This is a genomic window from Exiguobacterium sp. N4-1P (assembly GCF_002214325.1).
Map to the genome: position 1 here is coordinate 1,108,536 of NZ_CP022236.1, position 22,500 is coordinate 1,131,035.

Here is a 22,500-nt window from a genome sequence, read left to right on the forward strand (position 1 = left end):
TGAGCTGGTTACAAGTATTGAATTTATCGTGAAGGGACTTATTATACATGACAAAATTACAAACTGAAGTCGAGAAACGCCGGATTTTCGGTATCATCTCCCACCCGGATGCCGGGAAAACGACATTAACAGAAAAATTCTTACTCCACGGAGGGGCAATCCGGGAAGCGGGATCGGTCAAAGCCCGGAAAAATTCAAAATTTGCTAAATCCGACTGGATGGAAATCGAGAAACAACGTGGAATCTCGGTCACCTCATCGGTCATGCAATTCGAATACGATAAAAAAATCGTTTCCATCATGGATACACCGGGTCACTCAGACTTCGGTGAAGATACGTACCGGATTTTGACGGCCGTCGACTCGGCAATCATGGTCATCGATGCGGCGAAAGGGATCGAGTCACAAACGAAAAAACTTTTTCAAGTCTGTCGGATGCGCGGTATTCCGATCTTTACATTCATCAACAAGATGGACCGTCAAGCACGCGATCCACTCGAACTGATGGAAGAGCTGGAAGAAGTCCTCGGGATCCCGTCGGTTGCCGTCACGTGGCCGGCAGGTTCAGGACAACAGTTCGAAGGGGTCTATGACCGGGTCAACGAGAAGTTCCACTGCTTCAAACAAGACCGGAAGACGATTGAGCTTGGGGAAGAGGGGCTCGCAAACGACGAACTCGCTAACTCAATCAACAATGAAATGTACGACACGCTCGTCGACGAAGTTGATTTACTCGACGGTGCCGGCAATGCCTATGACGAGGAATTGATTGCAAAAGGTGAGCTGACACCGGTCTTCTTCGGTTCAGCACTCGTCGACTTTGGTGTCACACCACTGCTCGAGCACTATCTCAACTTGTCCCCGTCACCGACACCACGGGAATCGAACAAAGGGAAGATCGAGCCGGCACAAGAATTCTTCAGCGGATTCGTCTTTAAAATCCAGGCGAACATGAACCCGAATCACCGGGACCGGATTGCGTTCATCCGCATCTGTACCGGCAAATTCGACCGTGGGATGGATGTCGTCCTGACGCGGACAGGTAAGAAAATGAAATTGTCGCAATCGACGCAGTTCATGGCAGATGAGCGGGAAACGGTCAACGAAGCCTTTGCTGGAGACGTCATCGGTCTCTATGATTCGGGCAACTATCAAATTGGCGATACAATCACGAATGGTGATCCGTCACTCCAATACGAAGCCTTGCCGACATTCGCACCGGAATTATTCTTGAAGGTCTTTACGAAAAATGCCCTGAAGTCAAAACAGTTCCAAAAAGGGATTGAACAATTGGCACAAGAAGGGGCAATTCAAGTCTATAAGACGGAATACAACGAGGTCATCCTCGGTGCGATCGGTCAACTGCAGTTCGAAGTTTTCGAACACCGCCTTAAAGGCGAGTATGGCGTCGATATCTTAAAAGATGCGGCGAACTTCCAGGTCGCGAAGTGGGTCAAGGTGACAGAAATCAATGAAGTGAAGAAATTGACGGATTCACGGACGGTCCTCGTTTATGACCGTTGGGAAAACCCGGTTCTCCTCTTTGCGAATGATTTCGTCTACGAACGCTTCGTCCAAAAAAATGAAGGTACGATTACATTAGTCGATTCGCCGCAACAGCTGAACGATTAATCGAATCTTGAGAGAGCTTTTCCGCGTCAGCGGAGGAGTTCTTTTTTTACTGCACTGTTTTGCTTCAGAAGAACATGGGTAAAAAAGGGAAGTAGTCCGATTCATACATTTTGTGAGAGGGATGGTGGTAACGATGGCGAAAAAATTCGTAGGCGTTTTTCATGATCAATCCAGCTTGGAGCAAAAGATGCATGCTTTAAAAGAACACGGACATAAGGACTCTGATTTTTCAGTTGTCGGACGGGATGAAGCGGCCGAAGAGACATCGGGTGCGTCTTGGGTCGATGAAATGAAAGCGAAGTTCAGCAAGGAACCACCGTTACGCGAGACGCTGAAACGCGTCGGTCATTCGGACGACGAAGCGGCAAAACATTACGAAGAAGTCGAGCGTGGCGGCATCGCCTTGTTCGTCAAGGAACGGGACGATCACGACCACAATCATGACCATGACCATGATGAAGGACATCGACATGAGGGAAAAGTCGAAAATCCCGGCGTCAATGACTATGAGGCGGAGCAGGATGCGAATCACGAAAAAAGTACGCGGACGAAATGGGACGCAGACGATTTAAATAAATAAGGGACGAACACGGATTGCTTTTTCTAAAAGTAACCCGTGTTTTTTGTTGGAGAAGTGTCTTCGCTACCGCCAGGAAAAAGGCGAGTGCTATACTGGAAGCACTTATTGAAGAGGTGAAAACATGAAAAAAACAGTCGCAACACTTACAGGGCTCGGTTTACTCGGAACGGTCTTTATGACGCGTTATCCATTATTCGGTCGCCGACCGTCTAAAGCCGATCAACAGGATTACAGACGATCCGCCCAGTTCAAAAATGGAAAGTTTCAAAATGAACTGCCGTTTCAACTGAAGATGGAATGGGAGACAACAAAAAGTATCTTAAAAGATTATGGGCGGAAATTGCCGTCTTTAAAACCGGTCAAACCGTTACCGGTCAAACCGTTTGAACAGCGGACGGACGGGACAGAACCGCGTGTGACCTGGTTCGGGCATTCGGCATTCCTGCTCGAACTCGATCACCAGACGATTTTCTTTGATCCGATGCTCGGTCGTGCGCCGTCACCGTTCCCGAAACTCGGAGGCGGACGGTTCCAGACGACGGCACCGGTCGACCTCGATGCCTTGCCGGCAATCGATCTCGTCATTTATTCGCATGACCATTATGACCACTTGGATTACCATTCGGTCCTGGCATTAAAAGACCGGGTCGGACAATTTATCGTTCCGCTTGGTGTCGCGAGCCGCCTGAAAGGCTGGGGCGTCGACGCAAGCCGGATCACGGAACTCGATTGGCACGAATCGATTGAGACGAATGGCCTCCGTCTGACGGCGACGCCGGCCCGGCATTACTCCGGTCGTAACGGGCTTGATCAATTTTCGACGCTTTGGGCATCATGGGTAATTGAGGGATCGAAGAAAGTCTTTTTCAGCGGCGACAGCGGCTACGGTCCACACTTTAAGGCGATCGGTGACCAGTATGGTCCGTTTGACTTGACGATCATGGAGTGCGGTCAATACGATACCCGTTGGTCCAGTTCGCACATGTTACCGGAACAGACACTCGCGGCACATCTTGACGTCAAAGGGGACGTGATGATTCCTGTCCATTGGTCGGCGTTTACACTGGCGTTTCATCCGTGGTACGAACCGGTCGAACGGCTGTTGAAGGAAGCGGCGAAACATGACGTACCGGTCGTGACACCGATGATCGGCGAAAGCGTGACGGTTGCAAGTCAGACCCGTAAATGGTGGCGCGAAGTGCGGTGAAGTTAGGTTAAGTTAAGTGAAACTCTCATCTTTTCCCGTGCTTTCCTCAGGCGAGCAGTTGGATCTCGTTTGTCTCTGACAGCGCGAAAAGCACGCGCTTTTTCCTGTAGGAGTCACGGGAAGAAGCCGAGGTTAATGGACTGCCATCAGATGATGACTCAAAAAACATCCCCGCTCTTTCGCCTGTCGCGAGAGAGCGGGGATGTTGTGTTTTCGGACGAGTTAACTGGCAAGCCGTTCTGATTGAGCATCACGTCGCACGCGCAAACGTTCGATGACTTCAAAACCGAGGACGAGCATCGTCCCGATCAATAAGCCGTTACTGAAGAACGGACGTAACGTCAGTGGCAGAATTTCTGCCAGGACCGTCGATTGCAACAGAATGCTGATCCCGATGACGGCACAAATCGCAAAGGCATGTTTCCGGCGGCTTGTCGTCATGCTGCTTTCAGCCGACTGCCAGGCAATCAGGAACATGTGCGGTAACGTCGCGAGTAACGCTGCACTGGCGACACTACGCGGCAATGTCGCGATGATGCCGATGATGCTCGGGAAAAAACCGACCAAGGCGATGACGAGTGAGGCAATCAAAAACGGTCGGCGGTCCTTACTGCCTGTCTGGGCGATAAAGCCACTCGTGATCGGCAAGGGAACCGGAACGAGCGTCGAGAACGTCGCCGCGATCAAGTGAATGATCCCTTCGATCGTCAGTCCTTGATGCAAGGCGCCTAGTTTCTGAATCGTCGCTTCGACGGCGCTGAGCGCAGCAATCAAGTTGACGATTAAAAGAATTGCAAACGGAATCGCGACGAGAAACGCACTGCCGTCAAATTGCGGCATCCCGAACGGTAAAGCGGTCGGGACGGAAAAGACACCGGATGCTTCCGGCAGTGACGGGCGACTGACCAACCAGCCGACGACAATGCCGATCATCAAAGCGAACGGACGGAGCCGTGCCGGACCAAACTGGCTCAGTCCGAGGACAAGCAGGAATGTCAGAACACCGGCAAGACGTGTCGCTTCGACGGCGAGAACGGCACCCAGCATGACGCCGGTCAGTTGAATACATAATAAAAGCAAAAACGTGCCGCTGACGAGCGGGGTGAAGACCGGTAATAAAAAGCGGGTCCATCCTGTCAACCCGAGGAAAATCAGGACAACACCGGCAATGACGACCGCGGCCATCGCAATCGTGAAGGCCGTCTTTGAATCGACCGGCAGAGCGGCGATGACAACAAAGATACTGACCCATGAACCGGCAGGGCCGGACACGATCGGTAACCGGTGACCGAACACACCATGAAGAAAACAGGCAATCCCGCCGACAAAAAAGGATCGCTGGACAAGTGCGGCCGTTTCGACACTTGAGAGGTCGAACAGACTCGCGACGACGATCGGCAAGGCAATCGTATTGGCTAATAAGAAAATAATCCACTGGACTGTGGACGTCGTACGTTTCACAAAAATCGTCTCCTTTAAAAATCGCTGATTTCAGCATCGTATCATATGATTGATGTTATGATTCATACATATTTATGACTGAAAACATATGAAAGAGATGATGAATATGGATTTACGGCAATATCGCTATTTTTGTGCAGTCGTCGAAGAACAATCGGTCACGCGGGCAGCGGAACGCCTGCGGATGGCTCAGCCTGCCTTGACGCAACAAATTCGGAAGATGGAAGAGTTGCTTGGCGTACGGCTGATTGAACGGGCGGGACGCGGCATCCGGATTACAGCGAGCGGTGAGCGGCTCTATGAACGGGCCGTCTCACTATTGCGCTATGAAGCGGAAACGCGGATCGAAGTCAGTGACATCAAGGAAGGGCGGACCGGCATCTTACGGATCGGCGTCAATACGTTGTCCGCCGGCCGCTTGACAGGCTGGGTGAGAGAAATGAAACGACGGCATCCGCGGATTACGTTACAGATTCATCAGGGCGAGTCTGCTGCTTTGATTGATCGTTTGAAGGATCATGCGATCGACGTGGCACTCGTCCGGCTGCCAATTGAGGCGCAAGGCGTCACGATCGAGTGGATGGAAGAGGAACCGTTTTATCAGATCCATCATCCTGATTTTCCGGATGCCGATATGATTATTCCGAGTCAGGAAGGACTGGGTGTCTTTCAGACGCTCAGCCAACAGTTCGGGGTCGTCTCACAGGAAACGTGTTCCGACGTCTTGACCTTGATTGGCCTCGTCCGGTGTGGACAAGCGGTGACGCTGTTACCGGAAAGTACGCTCCGCGAACTCGACATGACGGGACTGGTGCGGGAACGGTTACCGGACGCGACGAGTACGACGGCTCTTGTCTGGTTGACGGAGGACGGTCAATCGGCGCTGACCCAACAATGGGTCTCGATTGTCCACGAGTAAGAACGAATTGTTAAAAAAGGGATTTTATAGGATACTTGAACAAGAGACAGGAAGGTAAGGGGGAGGATGAAATGAAGACGATTCGCGGAAAGTACGGCGAAGCGAAGATTTTTACACACAATGTCGATGACACGACGATTGAACAGGTGACGGGGATTCTGAACGAAAACATTGCTGTCGACGGCAATGTCCGAATCATGCCCGATTGTCACGCCGGCAAAGGCTCGGTCATCGGAACGACGATGCGGATTCACGATAAGGTGGTTCCGAATCTCGTCGGTGTCGATATTGGCTGCGGCATGTTATGTACACAAATCAACCGTGAAGGAACAGCCGGCGTCGATTATGAGAAGTTGGATGCTGCGATTCAGGCACTGGTTCCGAGCGGCATGTCGGTTCGCAATCAGCCGCACCGGTTGTCGGAACAGATTCCGTTTGAGCAGGTGTTGGCACCGTTTAACGAAACACGGGCCCGGTTATCAATCGGCACGTTAGGCGGCGGGAATCACTTTATCGAGCTGAACGCGGACGACGAGGACAATCTCTATCTCGTGATTCATTCCGGCAGCCGGAACCTCGGGAAAACGATTGCCGAGCATTATCAAAAGCTGGCGGAAAGCTCACAATTCACCGTCGATACGGCGTCGGTCGTCGCCTCACTGAAAGATCAGGGACGGGAGCAGGACATCCAATCGACGTTGGTCGAGCTGAAGAGTCAGTTCAATGAAACGAATAAAGATTTAGCGTACGTGTCCGGTTCCGATATGGACAATTACCTGCATGACTTGAAAATCGCTCAAACGTACGCGGCACTGAACCGTCAAGCGATGACGGAGGTCATCCTGGAAGCGATGGGCTGGTCAGCGACCGATCAATTCGATACGATCCATAACTACATCGATCTCGAGCGGATGATTCTCCGGAAAGGTGCGATTTCCGCACAGGCGGGTGAAGTCGCCATCATTCCGATGAACATGCGTGACGGTTCACTGATTGTCAAAGGAAAAGGTAATCCGGACTGGAACTATTCGGCGCCACACGGAGCAGGACGGATCATGTCCCGTTCGAAAGCCTTTAAATCCGTTGATCTGAGAGAATTTGAAGCGACGATGCAGGACGTCTGGTCGAGTTCGGTCGTCGAATCGACGCGTGATGAGTCACCATTCGTCTATAAACCGATGGAGGAAATCATCCGGAACACAGAAGATACGGTCGAATTACTCAAAGTCATCAAGCCGCTCTATAACTTTAAGGCGAAGTGATCCGGCAGGTGTCTGCGACTTTGAACCAGACCAAATCCCCCGACCTTCTGATTGGAAATGAATCAGTGGTGAGGGGATCGGTTACATAATATTTACTCGTTGTCAGTCTTTACTACTGCCGTACCAAAGTTGGCATTGAAGGCGCGGCACCAAATCACGACGGTATTGTACTTCGTGAAATCGACATCTTGGGGGACAGCATAATTCTGATTGCCGGTATTGCCTTTTAATGCCCCTAAGTTGATACCTTCTTTTGGCTCCATACCCGGTTGAATGAGATAGACGAATAAATCTGGACCATTCGTCGTCTTGAAATCTTCAAACCGGAGATACTGACCGTCATCTGCTTGAATCGTTTTGAGTGTTCCTGAGGTTTTGTAGTTTTTTTCTCCATCGACGAATTTACCGGAGAATGTAAGCTCTTCCTCCTGCGTGCCAGGTGTCGTAGTTTCCGTTTCATCTTCAGTATCCGGTGTCTGTTCTTCCATTTTGACGTCAGATGAAGTCGGGGGAAGTCCTTCGTCAACTGCTTTATCAAAAAGAAGTGGCGAGACTAACCACCAACTGATTGCCAGGATACCGACGATGACGACGCCAAGGAGAATCTTCGTGATTGTTTTCATGTGCATCACTCCACTTCAGAGGTTTTTCAGTGCAGCGTTCGGACATCTGCGTCTTGGTTAAATTTTATCATATGTGGAAGATATCCGTTCATCCGAAGACGCTAGTTACTTAGATATTTGTAAGTCTCCCCATCATCAGCGCTGCGGAGAAAGCCTGCTTTTACAAGTACGGATTGGGAGGCACGATTATCATGTTCTGTATAGGCACAGACCTGTAAAACTTTCATCTCCTGCAGTCCAAACTCGGTAACGGTCTTGACGGCTTCTGTCATATAACCGTGGCCGCGGAAGTCCGGTTTCAGGACATAGCCGATCTCAGCAATGTTGTTTTGGTAGCCGCGGCAAAAACAGCAGTTCCCGATGAATTCGCCGGTCGACTTTAAGTACAGTCCCCACGTGATTCCGTCGCCGTTGAAGTAATCAAGAGCAATCTGACTCAAGATGTTGACTACGTCAAGGCTGTTTTTTGCCTGTTGCCCATCATAGACCGTAATCTCAATCATTTGATTCGCTTCACTTAATTGAATTTCTTTTAATAACAGCCGTTCGCTCGTCAGTTCAGGAAAGACTTCAAAGTAGTATTTTTCTGTCACTCGGCACACCTCGCTTTATCTGTTTCATACGTCAAGTGTACTTCATCTGACACAAACAGGAAGAAGTAATTTGTCGTCATCATAAAAGTAAAATATCCGTTCATTCACAGGAGGAGTTCTTATGCAAAAGAAAGCGTTAGTCGTTATTGATATTCAAAATGACATGACAAAAAATTATAAGGAAGTCATCGGTACGATCAATCAGTCAATCGATTGGGCGATTGAACAGGACATGCATGTGGTCTACATCCGGCATGAGAGTTTATCGGCGGGAACAAGAACGTTTAAAACCGGGACACGTGGTGCCGAGTTAGTACCCGATTTAAAAATCGTTTCCGAAAATATCTTCACGAAATACAAGGGGAATGCTTTAACAAGCGAAGCGTTCGCGGCGTTTATTGAGCAGCACGAGATCACCGACTTTTATCTGACCGGTGGAGACGCGACAGCTTGTGTCAAATCGACCTGCTTTAACTTACGTAAACTGGATTATGACGTGACAGTGATTACGGACGGGATTACCAGCTATGACAAAAAGAAGCTTCCGGAGATGATTGAATACTATGAGAAAAAAGGCAGCAGCATCATCCAGTTCAATGATTTACTTTCGGTTGATTAACGCTGTTGAAGGAGGGGGGTAACATGAAAAATGTAATTAAAGTACTGATTGTTTTGTCCGTCTCAATAGGTCTGATGTTGACAGGTTTTCCGTCAAACGAAGCCGTGGCGAAAAACAAAAAAGAAACACAACATGACACTTTTAAAAAGCTGAAACTGAATACGTCGATGACCAGCGTTGCGGAAGTCATGTATGGCAAGAACTATAAAAAACATCTGTGTGACCGTTCAGAAGATGAAGTGAAAGTTAATCTTTTATGCAGTGGTGAATTGAACGATTCCAATACATACGATAAAAGCGGGAAGCTAAAATATTTGAAGTATGAGTTTTATCTGTACCCAGATTCAAAGGTGCCGAATGAATCGGACAATACGGATGAAGTGACGTTCCAAACCGTCCGGATGTTGCTCGTATTTAAGTCGAAAGAGCACAGCAAGCAGTTAAAGCTTGTCGAAAAACATTGGTTTGACGTATCCGTCGAAAATTCAAAACGTGTCTACAACAATCAAAAAATTGAAAAAGGCATGACGAAAAAGCAGTTGGATGACGTGCTGACTGGAACAGGGCTCGGGAGATACGAAGCCGTCTCGTATATCGACTATTCAAAAGTCGGGAAGCAATCCGGTAAAAAACAGCCTGTTTTTCCAAAGGCGTACAAGACGTATTCGTATTCTGTCTTGAATCAGAAAGAGAATATTCTGTACTTCTTCGAGATGAAGTACAGTCGGACGAAAAAAGAGTACGTCGTTTCGTATGTGGAGTCCTGGAGAGAGAACATTAAATGAAATGGAGAAAAAAATACTTGATTTTGTTATCTAGTGTTTTTTTGATTGCGGGATGCACGGACGATGCTGTGACATCTAAGTCTAAATCAGAAAAGAAAAAAGTCACTGTTTCGAATCAAAAAACAGATGAAAATCAAATCATGAATCATGACCAGTTTGAACAGCTGTTTGCACACATGAACGAACACTTGAAGATTGATCATTTTCAGCTAAAAGCAAGTACGCGGGGTTCAGATTTCACAATCATCGACAAGGAATTAAGCTTTGGTAAAAGAAATTGGTTAACCGTTGATGGAAGTAGTGATAGTGCCTCAACACAAGAAAGCCTATATTTCGAAGATAAAAAACAGACGACTCAGTTGTCGGTCCACTTTGCCTACACCGACCACTACATAGGCGAAGATATGATCCAGTATCCCAGCAGCTCGGGCTATGACAAATTGAATCAAAAACTCGCGAATCAATCTGATTTAATACTTATCAGCTACAAGAATTTAGTGATTTCCGTCCAACAAAACAAACTAAGTAGAGTAGAACTGGGAACGACAAAACTTGCAGTGAAGCGGATTATCAACGAATTAGAACACATGAAGTAAATTCTTACTAAAACGAGAGAACTCACGAATGTATGAGTTCTGTCGTTTTTTGTCTATATTGAAACATTCTTCAGCATCACTAGACGCACAATTGCACATGACTCCATCAATGCTCTAGACGTTTAAGTCGTAACTACTCTCCGAATCGGTACATGGTACATGTTCCTTTCCTTCGAGAACCACAGTATGACAATGTCTTCCTGGTGATAGTTAGAATTTAGCATATTATTCTGTCAATTCAATCGCTATTTGATGTGTCAAAGATGTTACGAACGTCGAATCCTGACAAGAACAGCAGTATCAACGTCTCCGCAGAATTTTTTTCAAAAAATGGATTGTATATGTATTCAAACTGTAAAATACGCCATCCTGAAAGAATAGTGTATTTTATTTGAAATTTAATCCTAAAAATTGGTTTTTGCTTATTATATAGTCCGTATGTTAGTTTTTGTATAGGAATATAGCTATTATCAGTTCGAATGTCCGTATTTCATGATACTCGACGATGCACATAAGATTTCATCAAGGAGGTACATCCATGCAAACATTTAAATACTATGCTGGTCACCCCAGATTTGGAGAATGATTGCTATCTCGTTCGATTTCCAGACCTAAAGAATGTTTTCACTGATGGCGAGACACTCTTGGAAACCGTGAAACACGCCGAAGAGGTGCTCGAGGGAATGTTAGAAGTCATGATCGATTACAATACGAAGTTCAATACACCTAGCCCCGTCTCCGATCTCAAGATTGAGGAAGGGGAGAGTCTGATCGCTGTTGAGGTACACGTTACACCTAAGGGAACGGATGGCGATTTCAAGCAGGAACTCATCGATGGTATCTATGCCGATGAGGATTGAGCGCCAGTGCTTCCTGAACGGCTCTATCGATAAAGTTCAGAGGGTGCGAACCAATGAATATGAAAAGGGGAGAAAATAAGTGAACGACAGATCGATGATACGAGACGCGCTTAAAAATACAATCGTCCCTGTATTACGTTCGCATGGTTTCAGGGGACGCTATCCTCATTTCAGACGTTTGCAAGGAGATCACTGTGAACTTCTTTGTTTATATATCGTTAAGCTTGGCGATGCTTTTTACATCGAGACTTCTAATTTTCCTTTGGAGGGATGTACGACGTATTGAGGAACATATCCCTCCAGATAAAGCTACGGTCGATTACATGCATCCTGACGAGAGAGTGCATGTAGGGAATTTCTTTTTTCACTTCGCTAATCTTCGAACTCTATCCGAACATGAAGAGTTAGCTAGAGAGGCGTTAAATCATCTAGGGTTAGGACAGTCTGAATGGAAGAGTAAATCGCGAGATCAAAAGAAGAAACAGAAGAACGTAGTATTCAAGTAAGGTACTTCCGTCATCGCGATGTGATAGGATCACGTACATGACGTATCGTTCACGTCACCATGAATGATATGGGAGTCGTTATTTTCTCGGTCGATAGTCTGCCAAGATTTCGTTCCACCTCGTGATGAACATATCGAAGTTCATAAAGCACTCGATTATGATAAGCAAGTTGTCTCTCTAGAAGATATGGGATTGATAAAGGTCCGATTGAATCCCCTTAGCGAGCGTTGAAATGTGAAAATTATTATCTACATAAATTTGTGGAGTTCACGAACCCCAGCTTACGACCAAAGTACGTTTACAATGAAGAACGATATCAACAACGATTAAACGGCTTAGCTCAGTTAAAATACAGAGTTAAGCCGATAAAGAGATTTATGTTATTTTCCCTATCTATTTGACGAGGAGCAGTTAAGTCTAACCATCCTCTTTTTATATTCTTAATCATCTGACATTCAAATCACCTAGTTAAACGATTGAACTAATAAAGACTAAACGAGTAGTCAGAAGAAAAAAATTTTTATTATTGCAGATGACATAACGTGTTGGATGAAGAAATCATGTGATTAATAGCACACCGGTTTCGTTAGATTAAACGCTATGTTATGGTTATATCAAGAAAAGGAGGGTTTAAATTGGAAAATAAGAAATATTATAAAAATCTTATTACCATTCGATTGGTAGCGACATTTCTGATACTTCTATCTCTAATTTTACCATACTTTGAGATAATGAAGTACAGTACAGTTCCATTTGTTGTTCTTATAACACTTTTTGTATTTTTTGTTATGGAAAACAGATATGGTAAAAAAATTGTAAGTAAATAGGTTTTACAAAATAATTATCAACTTATTGTTTCTAACACTACTATTAGTAGAATCATATCCCAAATTTTAATAGGAGGTTTTTTTGTTGAAATTTAAAGGATTTTTCCTCTTGTTGTCTATCTTGTTAGTTTTCAGTAGTTTTGCTGCAGGTGGAAACTACGTAAGTGCAGATGATTCACCATCAAATACAAATGAACTAAATCAAAAAACGATTGATTTAGTGGATAATTTTATAGTTTTTAAAGATAATAATTTTGTGATTGAAAATACTGAGATTCTAACCACTAAAATTGGTGAAGAAGAGTTTGCTAAAGTTAATGCAGAGATTGCTGATAAAAATGCCTTGTTAAGTGAACTTACAACAGAAGAACTTGACAGCATAGCTGTAGTTGATAATCATGTTCAGTTTTTAGATCAAAATGTATCGGCAAGAGCTAGCAGTAAAGGTAAAAATGCTCTTGAAGTTCACTGGTGGGGTTATAAGGTATTTTTAAATGACAATTTAACAAATACTACAGCTCAGGCTTTGGCGGGTGGATCTGGTACTGCTGCACTTGTAGCTATTTGGGCGCCTTGGTTCTCAGCTCCTACGGCTATTGTGAAAGCTGTAGCTACAAGTGCGGTAGTTGTTTTGGGTGGTTCCTCTGCGATGTTTTATAAAACAAATAAAGGTAAAGGTATCTATTTAAGATTTACTGGGATTTTACCAGCTAACGTAATTTATACTGGCATGTTTTCTCAATAAGAAAGACATATAAGCCAAATAATTATATTGTTTTTAAAGAAGAATAAATAACATTTTAAATGCCAATCTCTCAGTCAATTCAGATTTTAAACAAGGGGACTGACTCAAAAGAGAGTGCGTCTTTTGATTAAACTGAACGAAGGGAGGCAGATGATTGGATTAAATCCGATTATCTGCCTCCCTTTTCTTTCTTTTTCAATTGATGTATTAGATTAGAAACGGTTTTTTGACCAGTTTTCGGAGATTATGAGCGATAGCTACCAACCCGAATTCCAGTTCTGTTTGATGGACCCAAACACAGACTCGACTTCGATTTTCCGCTTGTTGAAGACGGACTTATCGTTTGGAGATCCGAGATTCTTTTCATATTTTGTTTTAGACCAAGCCATTTGGATGAGCGACATACAATTGTTCATCAACTATCTACATCAAAAACGCCCCCGAAAAAGGGGGGGCGAAGCAAACACCTTAAATTTTTAAATCACACCGTCTCATCCGTAAACGTTTCACCCGTCCGGCGCACGGTCGCTTCGAGTTCGGCCGCAATTGCATTGATCGCTTCTGAATCTTCATTGACTTCACTGATGATGATGACACCGTAGTGATCGGCACTGATTTGGTTCAGCGTCCGGTTAAATAAATCAAACGAATCGCGTTCGTTTTTTTCGTCCCGGTTTGCGCCGATCAAGTATCCGGCAACAGAACCGACGAGCATCCCGAATGGTCCACCGACGACACCGACTGCCATCCCGATCATTGAGCCTTTGAACGATTGATCCTGCTGCGTAAAGTCGATCGCATCGATGAACGAAAACCCGTCCGTCTCATCGCGTTTCGCTAAAACCATCTGCTCCATCTCGATTTCTTTAATCGCTTCGAGGTCCTTGATCATCTCAAAGCCGGTTTTGGCTTTTTCTAAATCGTTGAAAATAATCGTCGTGACGACGTGGGTTGCATCATTTTTATATTCTGCCATAATTTCCGCCTCCAGAAAGTTCTGATGTCGTTCTACAGTTTAGTAGTACCCGGAACGGAAGTATCGAAAACTAGAAACGTGAACTCCGCCTAAGCATATGATTGATATAACTTCTCAATTAGGCGATAAGGAAAACTTATCAAAAGTCTTTTGTTCTTTCAAATTGTAACGAGACCCATATTATACTATGATAGAGCTGTACAAGTAAGCGGTATCAGGGGCTTGATGTCGTCAACACTTAAAGGGGGAATCAGCATGAAACAAACGCAACCAACGCAAGACGTGTTTGGTGCACGCCGTTCGTTTGAAGCGAACGGTAAAAATTACAACTATTACAGCCTGGAAAAATTAGAAGAACTCGGACTAACGGAAGTCAAACGTCTTCCATATTCAATCCGTGTCCTGCTTGAATCGGTTCTTCGTCAACAAGATGGTCGCTCAATCACGAAAGAACACGTCGAAAACTTGGCGAAATGGGGAACTGCCCAAGTTTCGAACGATATCGACGTCCCGTTCAAACCGTCACGCGTCATCTTGCAAGATTTCACAGGTGTTCCGACTGTCGTTGATCTCGCGTCACTCCGTAAAGCGATGCAGGACCTCGGTGGTGATCCATCGGTCATCAACCCGGAAGTTCCAGTTGACCTCGTCGTCGACCACTCGGTTCAAGTCGATGCCTACGGTTTCGCTGGCGCACTCGCTGAAAACATGGATTTAGAGTTTGAACGCAACGAAGAACGTTACAAATTATTACGCTGGGCAACGACGGCATTCGACAACTACCGTGCCGTTCCACCGGCAACAGGAATCGTCCACCAAGTCAACCTCGAGTACTTGGCATCAGTCGTCCTTGAAAAAGAAACGGCAGACGGCACAGTCGACGTCTATCCGGATACACTCGTTGGAACAGACTCACATACGACGATGATCAACGGTCTTGGTGTCCTCGGATGGGGCGTCGGTGGAATCGAAGCGGAAGCCGGCATGCTCGGACAACCGTCATTCTTCCCAGTTCCTGAAGTCATCGGTGTCCGCATCACAGGTGAAATGCACCCGGGAACAACAGCAACGGACGTTGCCCTTCGCGTGACGGAAATGCTCCGTCAACAAAACGTTGTCGGTAAATTCGTTGAGTTCTTCGGTCCATCACTTCACTTGATGTCATTATCTGACCGTGCGACGATCGCTAACATGGCACCAGAATACGGTGCGACATGCGGATTCTTCCCAGTCGATACAGAAACGTTGACGTACCTTCGCTTGACAGGTCGTGAAGAAGAGTTGATCGAGAAAGTTGAAAACTACTCGAAAGCAAACGGCTTGTTCTACACACCACAAAACGAAGATCCAACGTTCACGAAAACAGTTGAACTTGATCTTTCAACAATCGTTCCTGCGCTTGCTGGGCCAAAACGTCCACAAGACCGGATTGATTTGACAGACGTCCACACGTCATTCGAAAAAGCGTTGACAGCGCCGCAAGGCAATGCTGGATTCGGTCTTTCTGAAGACGAAAAAGATAAAGTCGCAGTCGTCCAGTTCGAAGACGAAGCGGTCGAAATGCGTACAGGGGACCTAGCAATCGCAGCCATCACAAGCTGTACGAACACATCAAACCCTTACGTCATGATCGGTGCCGGACTCGTTGCGAAAAAAGCAATCGACCTCGGCTTGACAGTTCCAAAATACGTCAAGACGTCACTTGCTCCGGGATCAAAAGTCGTAACGGATTACCTTGAGAAATCAGGACTTCAACCGTACCTCGATGAGCTCGGATTCAACACGGTCGGTTACGGTTGTACGACATGTATCGGGAACTCGGGTCCACTCGACCGTGCTGTCGAAGATGCAATTCTCGGTTCAGACCTGCTCGTCTCATCTGTCCTCTCGGGTAACCGTAACTTTGAAGGTCGGGTTCACCCGCTCGTCAAAGCCAACTACTTGGCATCACCACCGCTCGTCGTTGCATACGCAATCGCGGGAACAGTTGATGTTGATATCATGAACGCATCACTCGGAACAGGTAAAGACGGACAAGAAGTTTTCTTCGCGGACATCTGGCCGTCACGTGACGAAATTCAGACGATCATCAACACAGTCGTCACACCACAAAGCTTCCGTGCTGAATATGATTCAGTCTTCACAGGAAACGAACGTTGGAACAACCTCGACGTCCCGACAGGCGATCAATATGACTTCGACGAAGCGTCGACATATATCCAAAACCCGCCGTTCTTCGAGAACTTGGCGAAGGAAGCTGGACATGTTGAAGCATTGAATGATCTCCGTGTGTTCGGTAAATTTGCGGATTCTGTTACGACAGACCACATTTCACCAGCCGGATCATTCTCGAAAACGACACCAGCCGGTCAATACCTCGTCAATAAAGGCGTTGCACCAAAAGACTTCAACTCATACGGATCACGTCGTGGTAACCACGAAATCATGATGCGCGGGACATTCGCGAACATCCGGATCCGTAACCAAGTCGCACCGGGAACAGAAGGCGGATTCACGACGTACTGGCCAACTGGTGAAACGATGGCGATGTACGATGCTGCGATGAAGTATAAAGAAGATGGCACAGGTCTCGTCATCCTCGCTGGTAAAGACTATGGTATGGGCTCGTCGCGTGACTGGGCAGCAAAAGGAACGAACTTGCTCGGCGTTAAAGCCGTCATCGCCGAGAGTTTCGAGCGGATTCACCGTTCGAACCTTGTCATGATGGGTGTCCTACCACTTCAATACGTCGCCGGTACGTCTGCTGAGTCACTTGGTTTAACAGGTGAGGAAGCAATCAGTATCGCAATCGACGAATCTGTCCGTCCACGTGACATCATTCAGTTGACAGCGACAGCTGCTGACGGAAAAGTCACGAAGTTTGAAGCGATTGCCCGCTTTGACTCGGAGGTCGACATCGATTACTACCGCCACGGTGGAATCTTACCGATGGTCCTTCGCGAACGTCTTCAAAAATAAGGGATTGTCGTTGATTGAAAAGGTGGGGGGAACCCCGCCTTTTTCTATAGGAGGGAGGCCAGCCGATGAGTCGGTTCAAAAAGTGGTTTCAGCCGAAAGAGGAAGAACCTTTACCGATTCGTGATGTTACGCTCGATGAAGTCAAACAAGCGACCCACGAATTTGAGTTGACGTTACCGAAAGGGACGAACCGGACGGTCTTACTCGACGAAGCACAGAAAATTGATTTAGACCGCCTGGCTGTCCACCTCGGTGTCCGGTCGACACAAAGCTTTTACATGTCGCGGGAGACGTTCGCAATCATGGAAGCAAAAGACCGGGACATCGTCTATGAGATGGATCACGTCCAGCTCGCCGTTGATCGCTATTTTGATAAAGAAGGCAAGTTACCATTGAAAAAGTACACGAAGACATTTCAAGTCGATTGTGCGATGTTGTTTGCGACAGGCTATTTACGCGAATTGCCACAGCATTCGTATTACCTCGTCGACGAATCGATGATCATCGCACGTGAACCAAAAGAAAATTAACCGAAGACGGGATGAATCGCGCGCACGTGATTCATTTCGTCTTTTTTTGTCAATTTGTATGTTCGATGAACGGAATCGTTCAAAAGTCTGCCGTATTTCCTCAGAAATCAGTTGAACTTAGACAAACCCTTTGTATTCTAGGCGTAAAACCGATACCATTAACTATGAATCGAGACTGATTAGGATGGTGTACATGGCATGACGAAACGAACGAGTACATGGATTGCTGTAGCAATCGTGGCAATGGCGATACTCCTTGCCTATAATTTTTATTTACTGAATACGACACAGACCTCTAAAGAGGATGAAGCGACTCCCGTCAAACCGTTCTATACGATGTCCCGCATCCAGTATGTCGAAAAGAAATTATCGACGAAGGAAGATGCACTCGAAGCTCGGACGTACGAAGTCGTATTTGACGATCAGGGTCATTTCCGAACGGAAGTCATTGAAGGACCTTCGACAGGCACGACGGCGATTTGGGACGGTGAAATGTTCCGGGAATACGACGCTGACGGCAAGCTAGTCAATGAGACGGAAGCATCGAAAAGTGTCAGTGCGCCGCGCCCATTCTTATCGCGTGGCTTCAATGAACAAATCCTCGACTTCATCGATAAAGGTGACTTTGGTCAAATCGAGGGCGAGGCGGATATTGCCGGCAATGCAGCAGACGTCTACGTCAAAAAAGAACCGGCAAGCACGGTTCCGGATGAGTGGATTAAACAGTATCCATCGTTCTTCGATAAAGAAGACAATCAAGAAGAAGCGACATATTATGTCGCATCCGACCGTTCGAAAGTCTTAGGGGCGGAGTCACGGAATAACGGTAAGTTATTCTATTCCGTCAAAATGAAAAAAATCGAGTCGTTGGATGAATTTGATCCAGCTTGGTTAAAAATGAAGTAATCGAAAAACCGACTTGAACGTCGCACATCGTGGCGACAAAAGTCGGTTTTTTCGAGAAGTAGGAGGGACTAAAGCGATGGAAGCATTCTCGAAAGAGGAGATGTTCAAACAAATTGAAGCCTGGGAACAGGGTGAAAAAGTCGAGGAGGTCCGCGCCTTACGCTACGCACAAAGTAGTCGGCTGTTAAAAGAGACGGAAGCACTCGTCCGGATTCTCGCGCTACTCGTCGAACACCGGTACATCATGACGGGACGGATTGATGCGCTGGCAGAAAGCTGGATTCAAGAAATCAAACAACACGGTCGCTTACCGGAACGCTTGGAGCAATTGATGATCGAACAACAATTACAAGGCAGTTATCAACTGCTCGTCGCGAACACGTTCCCGACGATTCGTGAGACGGATAATGCCAATGCGAAACGATCGGCGACAAAAGATATGATTCAGCAGGCGAGTCAAATCGTACAAGAAACAGAACAAGTCGTCGAATTGACGGAACGGCTGCGGCGGATCGATGCGACGCGCTGGACGGAATTGTTCGAGGCGGCGAAAGCGCTCCTCTTGTCGAGTGCCCGACTCGAACAGACGGCGACGGACTTTGTCAACAGTTTACAGGAACGGTTTTATTCACGCGAAGCCTTTCGGGAGATGACAGAGCTGAAGGTGACGGCGACGGAAGAATTACGCCGTGTCGTCTCACTGCTCCCGATTGAGATCAAACAAGTCGAACGCTCGGCACTCGAGGAACTCGATGCGATGATTGGACTCGAAGACATCAAGTTACGTGTCCATCAAATGTACCGTTTCTTGAAGTACCAGCAAAAACGGACGGAAGACGGTTACCGGTCGAGTGACCAGCCGTCACTGCACATGATTTTCATGGGTAACCCCGGTACCGGAAAAACGACGCTCGCTCGTCTGATGGCGAAAATCTATCATGAACTCGGATTGCTTGAACGGGCGGAAGTCGTCGAGACGGACCGGTCGTCGCTCGTCGGTGCATTCGTCGGTCAGACAGAAGAACAGGTCATGAGTAAAGTCCGGGAGGCGGTCGGTGGTGTCCTCTTCATCGATGAGGCCTATGCCTTGAAACGGTCCGGTCAAAGCGGGAATGATTACGGACAGGCGGCAATCGATACGCTCGTTGCGGCGATGACGAGCGGGGAATACGCGGGACGTTTCGCCGTTGTCCTCGCCGGTTATCCGGAAGAGATGCGTGACTTCCTAAAAGCGAATCCGGGACTCCGGAGCCGTTTTCCGGAATCGAACCATTATCTGCTCGCCGACTATACGGATCAGGAATTGCTTGAAATCGGTCGGTCGATTGCGACGTCTAACGATTATGTCCTGACGGATCAAGCGGAGCGGACGCTACTTGCGCGACTCGAGCGCGAACGGGTCGACTCGAGTTTCGGAAACGGGCGTGCCGTCCGTAACATCGTCCTCGATGCAATCTTCAAAAAGGGTGCGAGTCTCGGCGAAAGTGCGAGTCATGAAGACTTTGCCCTGCTCGAACAAGCGGATTTCGAACTCGCGGCACCGGAAGACGAGTCGATCGATGCAAGGTTAGCGTCACTCGTCGGTCTGACGGAACTCAAGGCAGAACTCAAACAAATCCAGGCACTGCTCTCGATGCAACAGCGTCGCCAGGAAGCAGGCTTTAAAGTCTTACCGGTCGAACTGCATGCCGTCTTTAGCGGCAACAGCGGAACGGGTAAAACGACGGTCGCCGCCCTTTATGCTGACGTGTTGCGTCAAGCGGGATATTTGAAACGCGGACATTTGAAAGTCGTCAGTCGCGCCGACCTCGTCTCCGGTTATGTCGGACAGACGGCGCAACAGACGCGGGACGTCATCCGTGACGCACTCGGTGGTGTCCTCTTCATCGATGAAGCCTATTCGTTGAACGGCGGGGCAAATGACTTCGGCAAGGAAGCAATCGATACGCTCGTCGATGAGATGACGAAACATAGCGATAATCTCGTCGTCGTTCTCGCCGGTTACGAGCAACCGATGCAAGCATTACTCGCAAGCAATCCCGGTCTGAAGTCACGCTTTAAGAGGGAACTCCACTTCCCGAACTACGCGAAAGACGAGTTGATTGAAATCATCGTCAACTACGCGGAACGCTACGGGTATGTCTTGACGGAAGAAGCGCGTCTGGCGTTAGATGAACAGATTCAGGTCGTGCCGAACGGAAACGCCCGTGCCGCGATTACGATTGTCGAGCGGGCAATCGCGAAACAGTCCGTCCGATTGATTGACAAAGCGAGTGTCAGCGGTTCAGAATGGTCCTATCTTGAAAAAGAGGATTTTTAAGGGGGAAGCTACATGCACACGATTGAAATACCGGTTCGCTATGCGGAAACGGACATGATGGGGATCGTCTATCACTCGAACTATCTCGTTTATCTTGAAATCGCCCGGACGGAGCTGATTAAGTCGCTCGGTCTTGATTATAAGGAAATGGAAGAGGCAGGCTACGTCTCACCGGTTACGAACGTCAATCTCGACTACAAACGGTCATTGACGTATGGCGATACGGCGACAGTCTCGGTCTGGATCAGCCATTACGACGGACTTCGGACGATTTACGGCTATGAAGTCAAAAATGCGGATGGTCAACTTGCCGTCGCTGGAAAAACGACGCATGTCGTCGTCAAAAAAGAAAATTTCCGACCGATTCGTTTACCAAAGGTCTTTCCGAACTGGCATGCCATCTATGAACAGATGAGTGCTGAGGATGCACGACTCGTTTCGAACTAAGCCTAAGCCCTCAGCAGGATTTCTTGCTGGAGGGCTTTTCTATTGCGTCAATTAGAGGTAACATAGAATAGCACGAAGGAAGAGGGGAATACACGATGAAGAAAATCGTAGCAGTCAGCACGTTAGCGCTCCTCCTTGCAGGATGTAATCCTGGGGATCAAGGCGCAGAAGATGCCACTAAAACAGAAGATGCGACAAAAGAAAAAACGGATGACAACGTCGCCCAAGAAGATAAGAAGACAGACGCAGAAGTAGCGAAAGAAAAAGAAGCAGAAGAAGCGGACGCGAAAGCAGCTGCTGACAAGAAGGCTGCGGAAGAAAAAGCAGCAGAAGATAAGGCGGCAGCAGACAAGAAGGCAGCAGAAGAGAAAGCCGCTGCTGATAAAAAAGCCGCAGACGATAAAGCGACGGAAGATAAAGCAACTGAGGATAAAAAGGATGATGGTAAAACAACATCGTCGCAAGATCCTGAGGCGGATAAAAAGTCTGAACCGGAATCAGAGACACCGGACGTCGATAAATCGGATACGAAAGCCGATTTAGGACTCAATGAACTCGTCGTCGTCAACAAGAAATACAGTCTGCCAATCGACTACAAACCGTCTGATCTCGTCGTTCCAGACATCAGTTTCTCTTACTCGGGTGTGCTCGAACAAAGTTACATGCGCGCACCTGCCGCAAAACAAATTGAGAAGATGTTCGCAGCCGCTAAAGCAGACGGCGTGACATTGAATGCGGTCAGTGGTTTCCGGTCCGGTCAACGCCAGACGGTCCTCTACAATAACTATGTCGCACGAGACGGGAAAGCAGCAGCCGATCAATATTCGGCACGTCCTGGTCACAGTGAACACCAGACAGGGCTCGTCTTCGATATTTCAGCACCGAGCGTCGGAAACGGCTTGACAGCTGAACTCGGCAACACAAAAGAAGGTAAGTGGATTGCGAACAATGCGGCGAAGTATGGTTTCATCGTTCGTTATGATAAAGGGTTCCAAGCGCGGACAGGGTATACGTATGAACCATGGCATATTCGTTACGTCGGTGTCGGTCCTGCAACACAAATCAAAAATAATGGACAGACTCTCGAAGAATATATGAAGGTCGGTCATTAATACTTTGGAGGTTGAC

21 protein-coding genes are annotated in these 22,500 nt (G+C 47.2%); 17 read left to right on the forward strand and 4 right to left on the reverse strand.

What is annotated here, in order from left to right:
• Positions 1 to 47: 47 nt before the first annotated feature.
• From A0126_RS05620 to A0126_RS05630, 3 genes are all read left to right on the forward strand, one after another.
• Entirely contained in the window at positions 48 to 1,631 is a 1,584-nt protein-coding gene (locus A0126_RS05620) for a peptide chain release factor 3 (protein ID WP_088836773.1), read from the forward strand.
• A 133-nt stretch (positions 1,632 to 1,764) separates the two neighbouring features.
• The gene (locus A0126_RS05625) at positions 1,765 to 2,211 is read left to right on the forward strand and encodes a general stress protein (RefSeq protein WP_239456864.1); all 447 of its coding nucleotides are present in this window, start codon (positions 1,765 to 1,767) and stop codon (positions 2,209 to 2,211) included.
• Between the two features lie 121 nt (positions 2,212 to 2,332).
• Positions 2,333 to 3,418, forward strand: a complete 1,086-nt coding sequence (locus A0126_RS05630; protein WP_088836775.1) for an MBL fold metallo-hydrolase — start codon at positions 2,333 to 2,335, stop codon at positions 3,416 to 3,418.
• A gap of 222 nt (positions 3,419 to 3,640) precedes the next feature.
• Here A0126_RS05630 and A0126_RS05635 read toward each other — a convergent pair whose 3' ends face one another.
• A complete protein-coding gene (locus A0126_RS05635) occupies positions 3,641 to 4,879 on the reverse strand; it encodes a purine/pyrimidine permease (RefSeq protein WP_088836776.1) in 1,239 nt (412 codons plus the stop codon).
• Between the two features lie 106 nt (positions 4,880 to 4,985).
• On the opposite strand from A0126_RS05635, the gene A0126_RS05640 reads away from it, so the two are divergent.
• Together A0126_RS05640 and A0126_RS05645 are read left to right on the forward strand one after the other, a co-directional pair.
• Positions 4,986 to 5,798, forward strand: a complete 813-nt coding sequence (locus A0126_RS05640) for a LysR family transcriptional regulator (RefSeq protein ID WP_088836777.1) — start codon at positions 4,986 to 4,988, stop codon at positions 5,796 to 5,798.
• A gap of 71 nt (positions 5,799 to 5,869) precedes the next feature.
• Positions 5,870 to 7,060: an RtcB family protein gene (locus A0126_RS05645; RefSeq protein WP_088836778.1), complete on the forward strand. Its 1,191-nt coding sequence runs from the start codon at positions 5,870 to 5,872 to the stop codon at positions 7,058 to 7,060.
• Between the two features lie 92 nt (positions 7,061 to 7,152).
• On the opposite strand, the gene A0126_RS05650 is transcribed toward A0126_RS05645, so the two are convergent.
• A complete protein-coding gene (locus tag A0126_RS05650) occupies positions 7,153 to 7,683 on the reverse strand; it encodes a DM13 domain-containing protein (protein ID WP_088836779.1) in 531 nt (176 codons plus the stop codon).
• A 101-nt stretch (positions 7,684 to 7,784) separates the two neighbouring features.
• The gene (locus tag A0126_RS05655) at positions 7,785 to 8,276 is read right to left on the reverse strand and encodes a GNAT family N-acetyltransferase (RefSeq protein ID WP_088836780.1); all 492 of its coding nucleotides are present in this window, start codon (positions 8,274 to 8,276) and stop codon (positions 7,785 to 7,787) included.
• Between the two features lie 121 nt (positions 8,277 to 8,397).
• Between A0126_RS05655 and A0126_RS05660 the strand changes: the two genes are divergently transcribed.
• The 6 genes from A0126_RS05660 (at position 8,398) to A0126_RS05690 (ending at position 13,214) form a co-directional block, all read left to right on the forward strand.
• The gene (locus A0126_RS05660; protein ID WP_088836781.1) at positions 8,398 to 8,895 is read left to right on the forward strand and encodes a cysteine hydrolase family protein; all 498 of its coding nucleotides are present in this window, start codon (positions 8,398 to 8,400) and stop codon (positions 8,893 to 8,895) included.
• A gap of 23 nt (positions 8,896 to 8,918) precedes the next feature.
• Positions 8,919 to 9,680, forward strand: coding sequence for a hypothetical protein (locus A0126_RS05665; protein ID WP_088836782.1), 762 nt, complete (start codon positions 8,919 to 8,921; stop codon positions 9,678 to 9,680).
• Positions 9,677 to 10,276, forward strand: a complete 600-nt coding sequence (locus A0126_RS05670) for a hypothetical protein (protein ID WP_088836783.1) — start codon at positions 9,677 to 9,679, stop codon at positions 10,274 to 10,276. The genes A0126_RS05665 and A0126_RS05670 overlap by 4 nt, the downstream gene beginning before the upstream one ends.
• A 557-nt stretch (positions 10,277 to 10,833) precedes the next feature.
• The gene (locus A0126_RS05675; RefSeq protein ID WP_088836784.1) at positions 10,834 to 11,136 is read left to right on the forward strand and encodes a type II toxin-antitoxin system HicB family antitoxin; all 303 of its coding nucleotides are present in this window, start codon (positions 10,834 to 10,836) and stop codon (positions 11,134 to 11,136) included.
• A gap of 94 nt (positions 11,137 to 11,230) precedes the next feature.
• Positions 11,231 to 11,422, forward strand: coding sequence for a DUF4304 domain-containing protein (locus A0126_RS19825; protein WP_353048687.1), 192 nt, complete (start codon positions 11,231 to 11,233; stop codon positions 11,420 to 11,422).
• A 1,132-nt stretch (positions 11,423 to 12,554) separates the two neighbouring features.
• A complete protein-coding gene (locus A0126_RS05690; protein ID WP_088836787.1) occupies positions 12,555 to 13,214 on the forward strand; it encodes a hypothetical protein in 660 nt (219 codons plus the stop codon).
• 481 nt (positions 13,215 to 13,695) lie between these two features.
• Here A0126_RS05690 and A0126_RS05695 read toward each other — a convergent pair whose 3' ends face one another.
• Positions 13,696 to 14,190 carry a hypothetical protein gene (locus A0126_RS05695; RefSeq protein ID WP_088836788.1) on the reverse strand — a complete coding sequence of 165 codons (495 nt, stop codon included), beginning with the start codon at positions 14,188 to 14,190 and terminating at the stop codon, positions 13,696 to 13,698.
• Positions 14,191 to 14,445: 255 nt separating this feature from the next.
• Between A0126_RS05695 and acnA the strand changes: the two genes are divergently transcribed.
• From acnA to A0126_RS05725, 6 genes are all read left to right on the forward strand, one after another.
• Entirely contained in the window at positions 14,446 to 17,169 is a 2,724-nt protein-coding gene (gene acnA, locus A0126_RS05700) for an aconitate hydratase AcnA (RefSeq protein ID WP_088836789.1), read from the forward strand.
• A gap of 65 nt (positions 17,170 to 17,234) precedes the next feature.
• The gene (locus tag A0126_RS05705; RefSeq protein ID WP_088836790.1) at positions 17,235 to 17,699 is read left to right on the forward strand and encodes a DUF3939 domain-containing protein; all 465 of its coding nucleotides are present in this window, start codon (positions 17,235 to 17,237) and stop codon (positions 17,697 to 17,699) included.
• Between the two features lie 198 nt (positions 17,700 to 17,897).
• Positions 17,898 to 18,605, forward strand: a complete 708-nt coding sequence (locus tag A0126_RS05710) for a hypothetical protein (RefSeq protein WP_088836791.1) — start codon at positions 17,898 to 17,900, stop codon at positions 18,603 to 18,605.
• Between the two features lie 76 nt (positions 18,606 to 18,681).
• Positions 18,682 to 20,925 (forward strand): AAA family ATPase, encoded by a 2,244-nt coding sequence (locus A0126_RS05715; RefSeq protein WP_088836792.1) that lies wholly within the window; start codon positions 18,682 to 18,684, stop codon positions 20,923 to 20,925.
• Positions 20,926 to 20,937: 12 nt separating this feature from the next.
• A complete protein-coding gene (locus tag A0126_RS05720) occupies positions 20,938 to 21,372 on the forward strand; it encodes an acyl-CoA thioesterase (protein ID WP_034801290.1) in 435 nt (144 codons plus the stop codon).
• Between the two features lie 95 nt (positions 21,373 to 21,467).
• The gene (locus tag A0126_RS05725; protein WP_088836793.1) at positions 21,468 to 22,484 is read left to right on the forward strand and encodes a M15 family metallopeptidase; all 1,017 of its coding nucleotides are present in this window, start codon (positions 21,468 to 21,470) and stop codon (positions 22,482 to 22,484) included.
• Positions 22,485 to 22,500 lie beyond the last annotated feature (16 nt).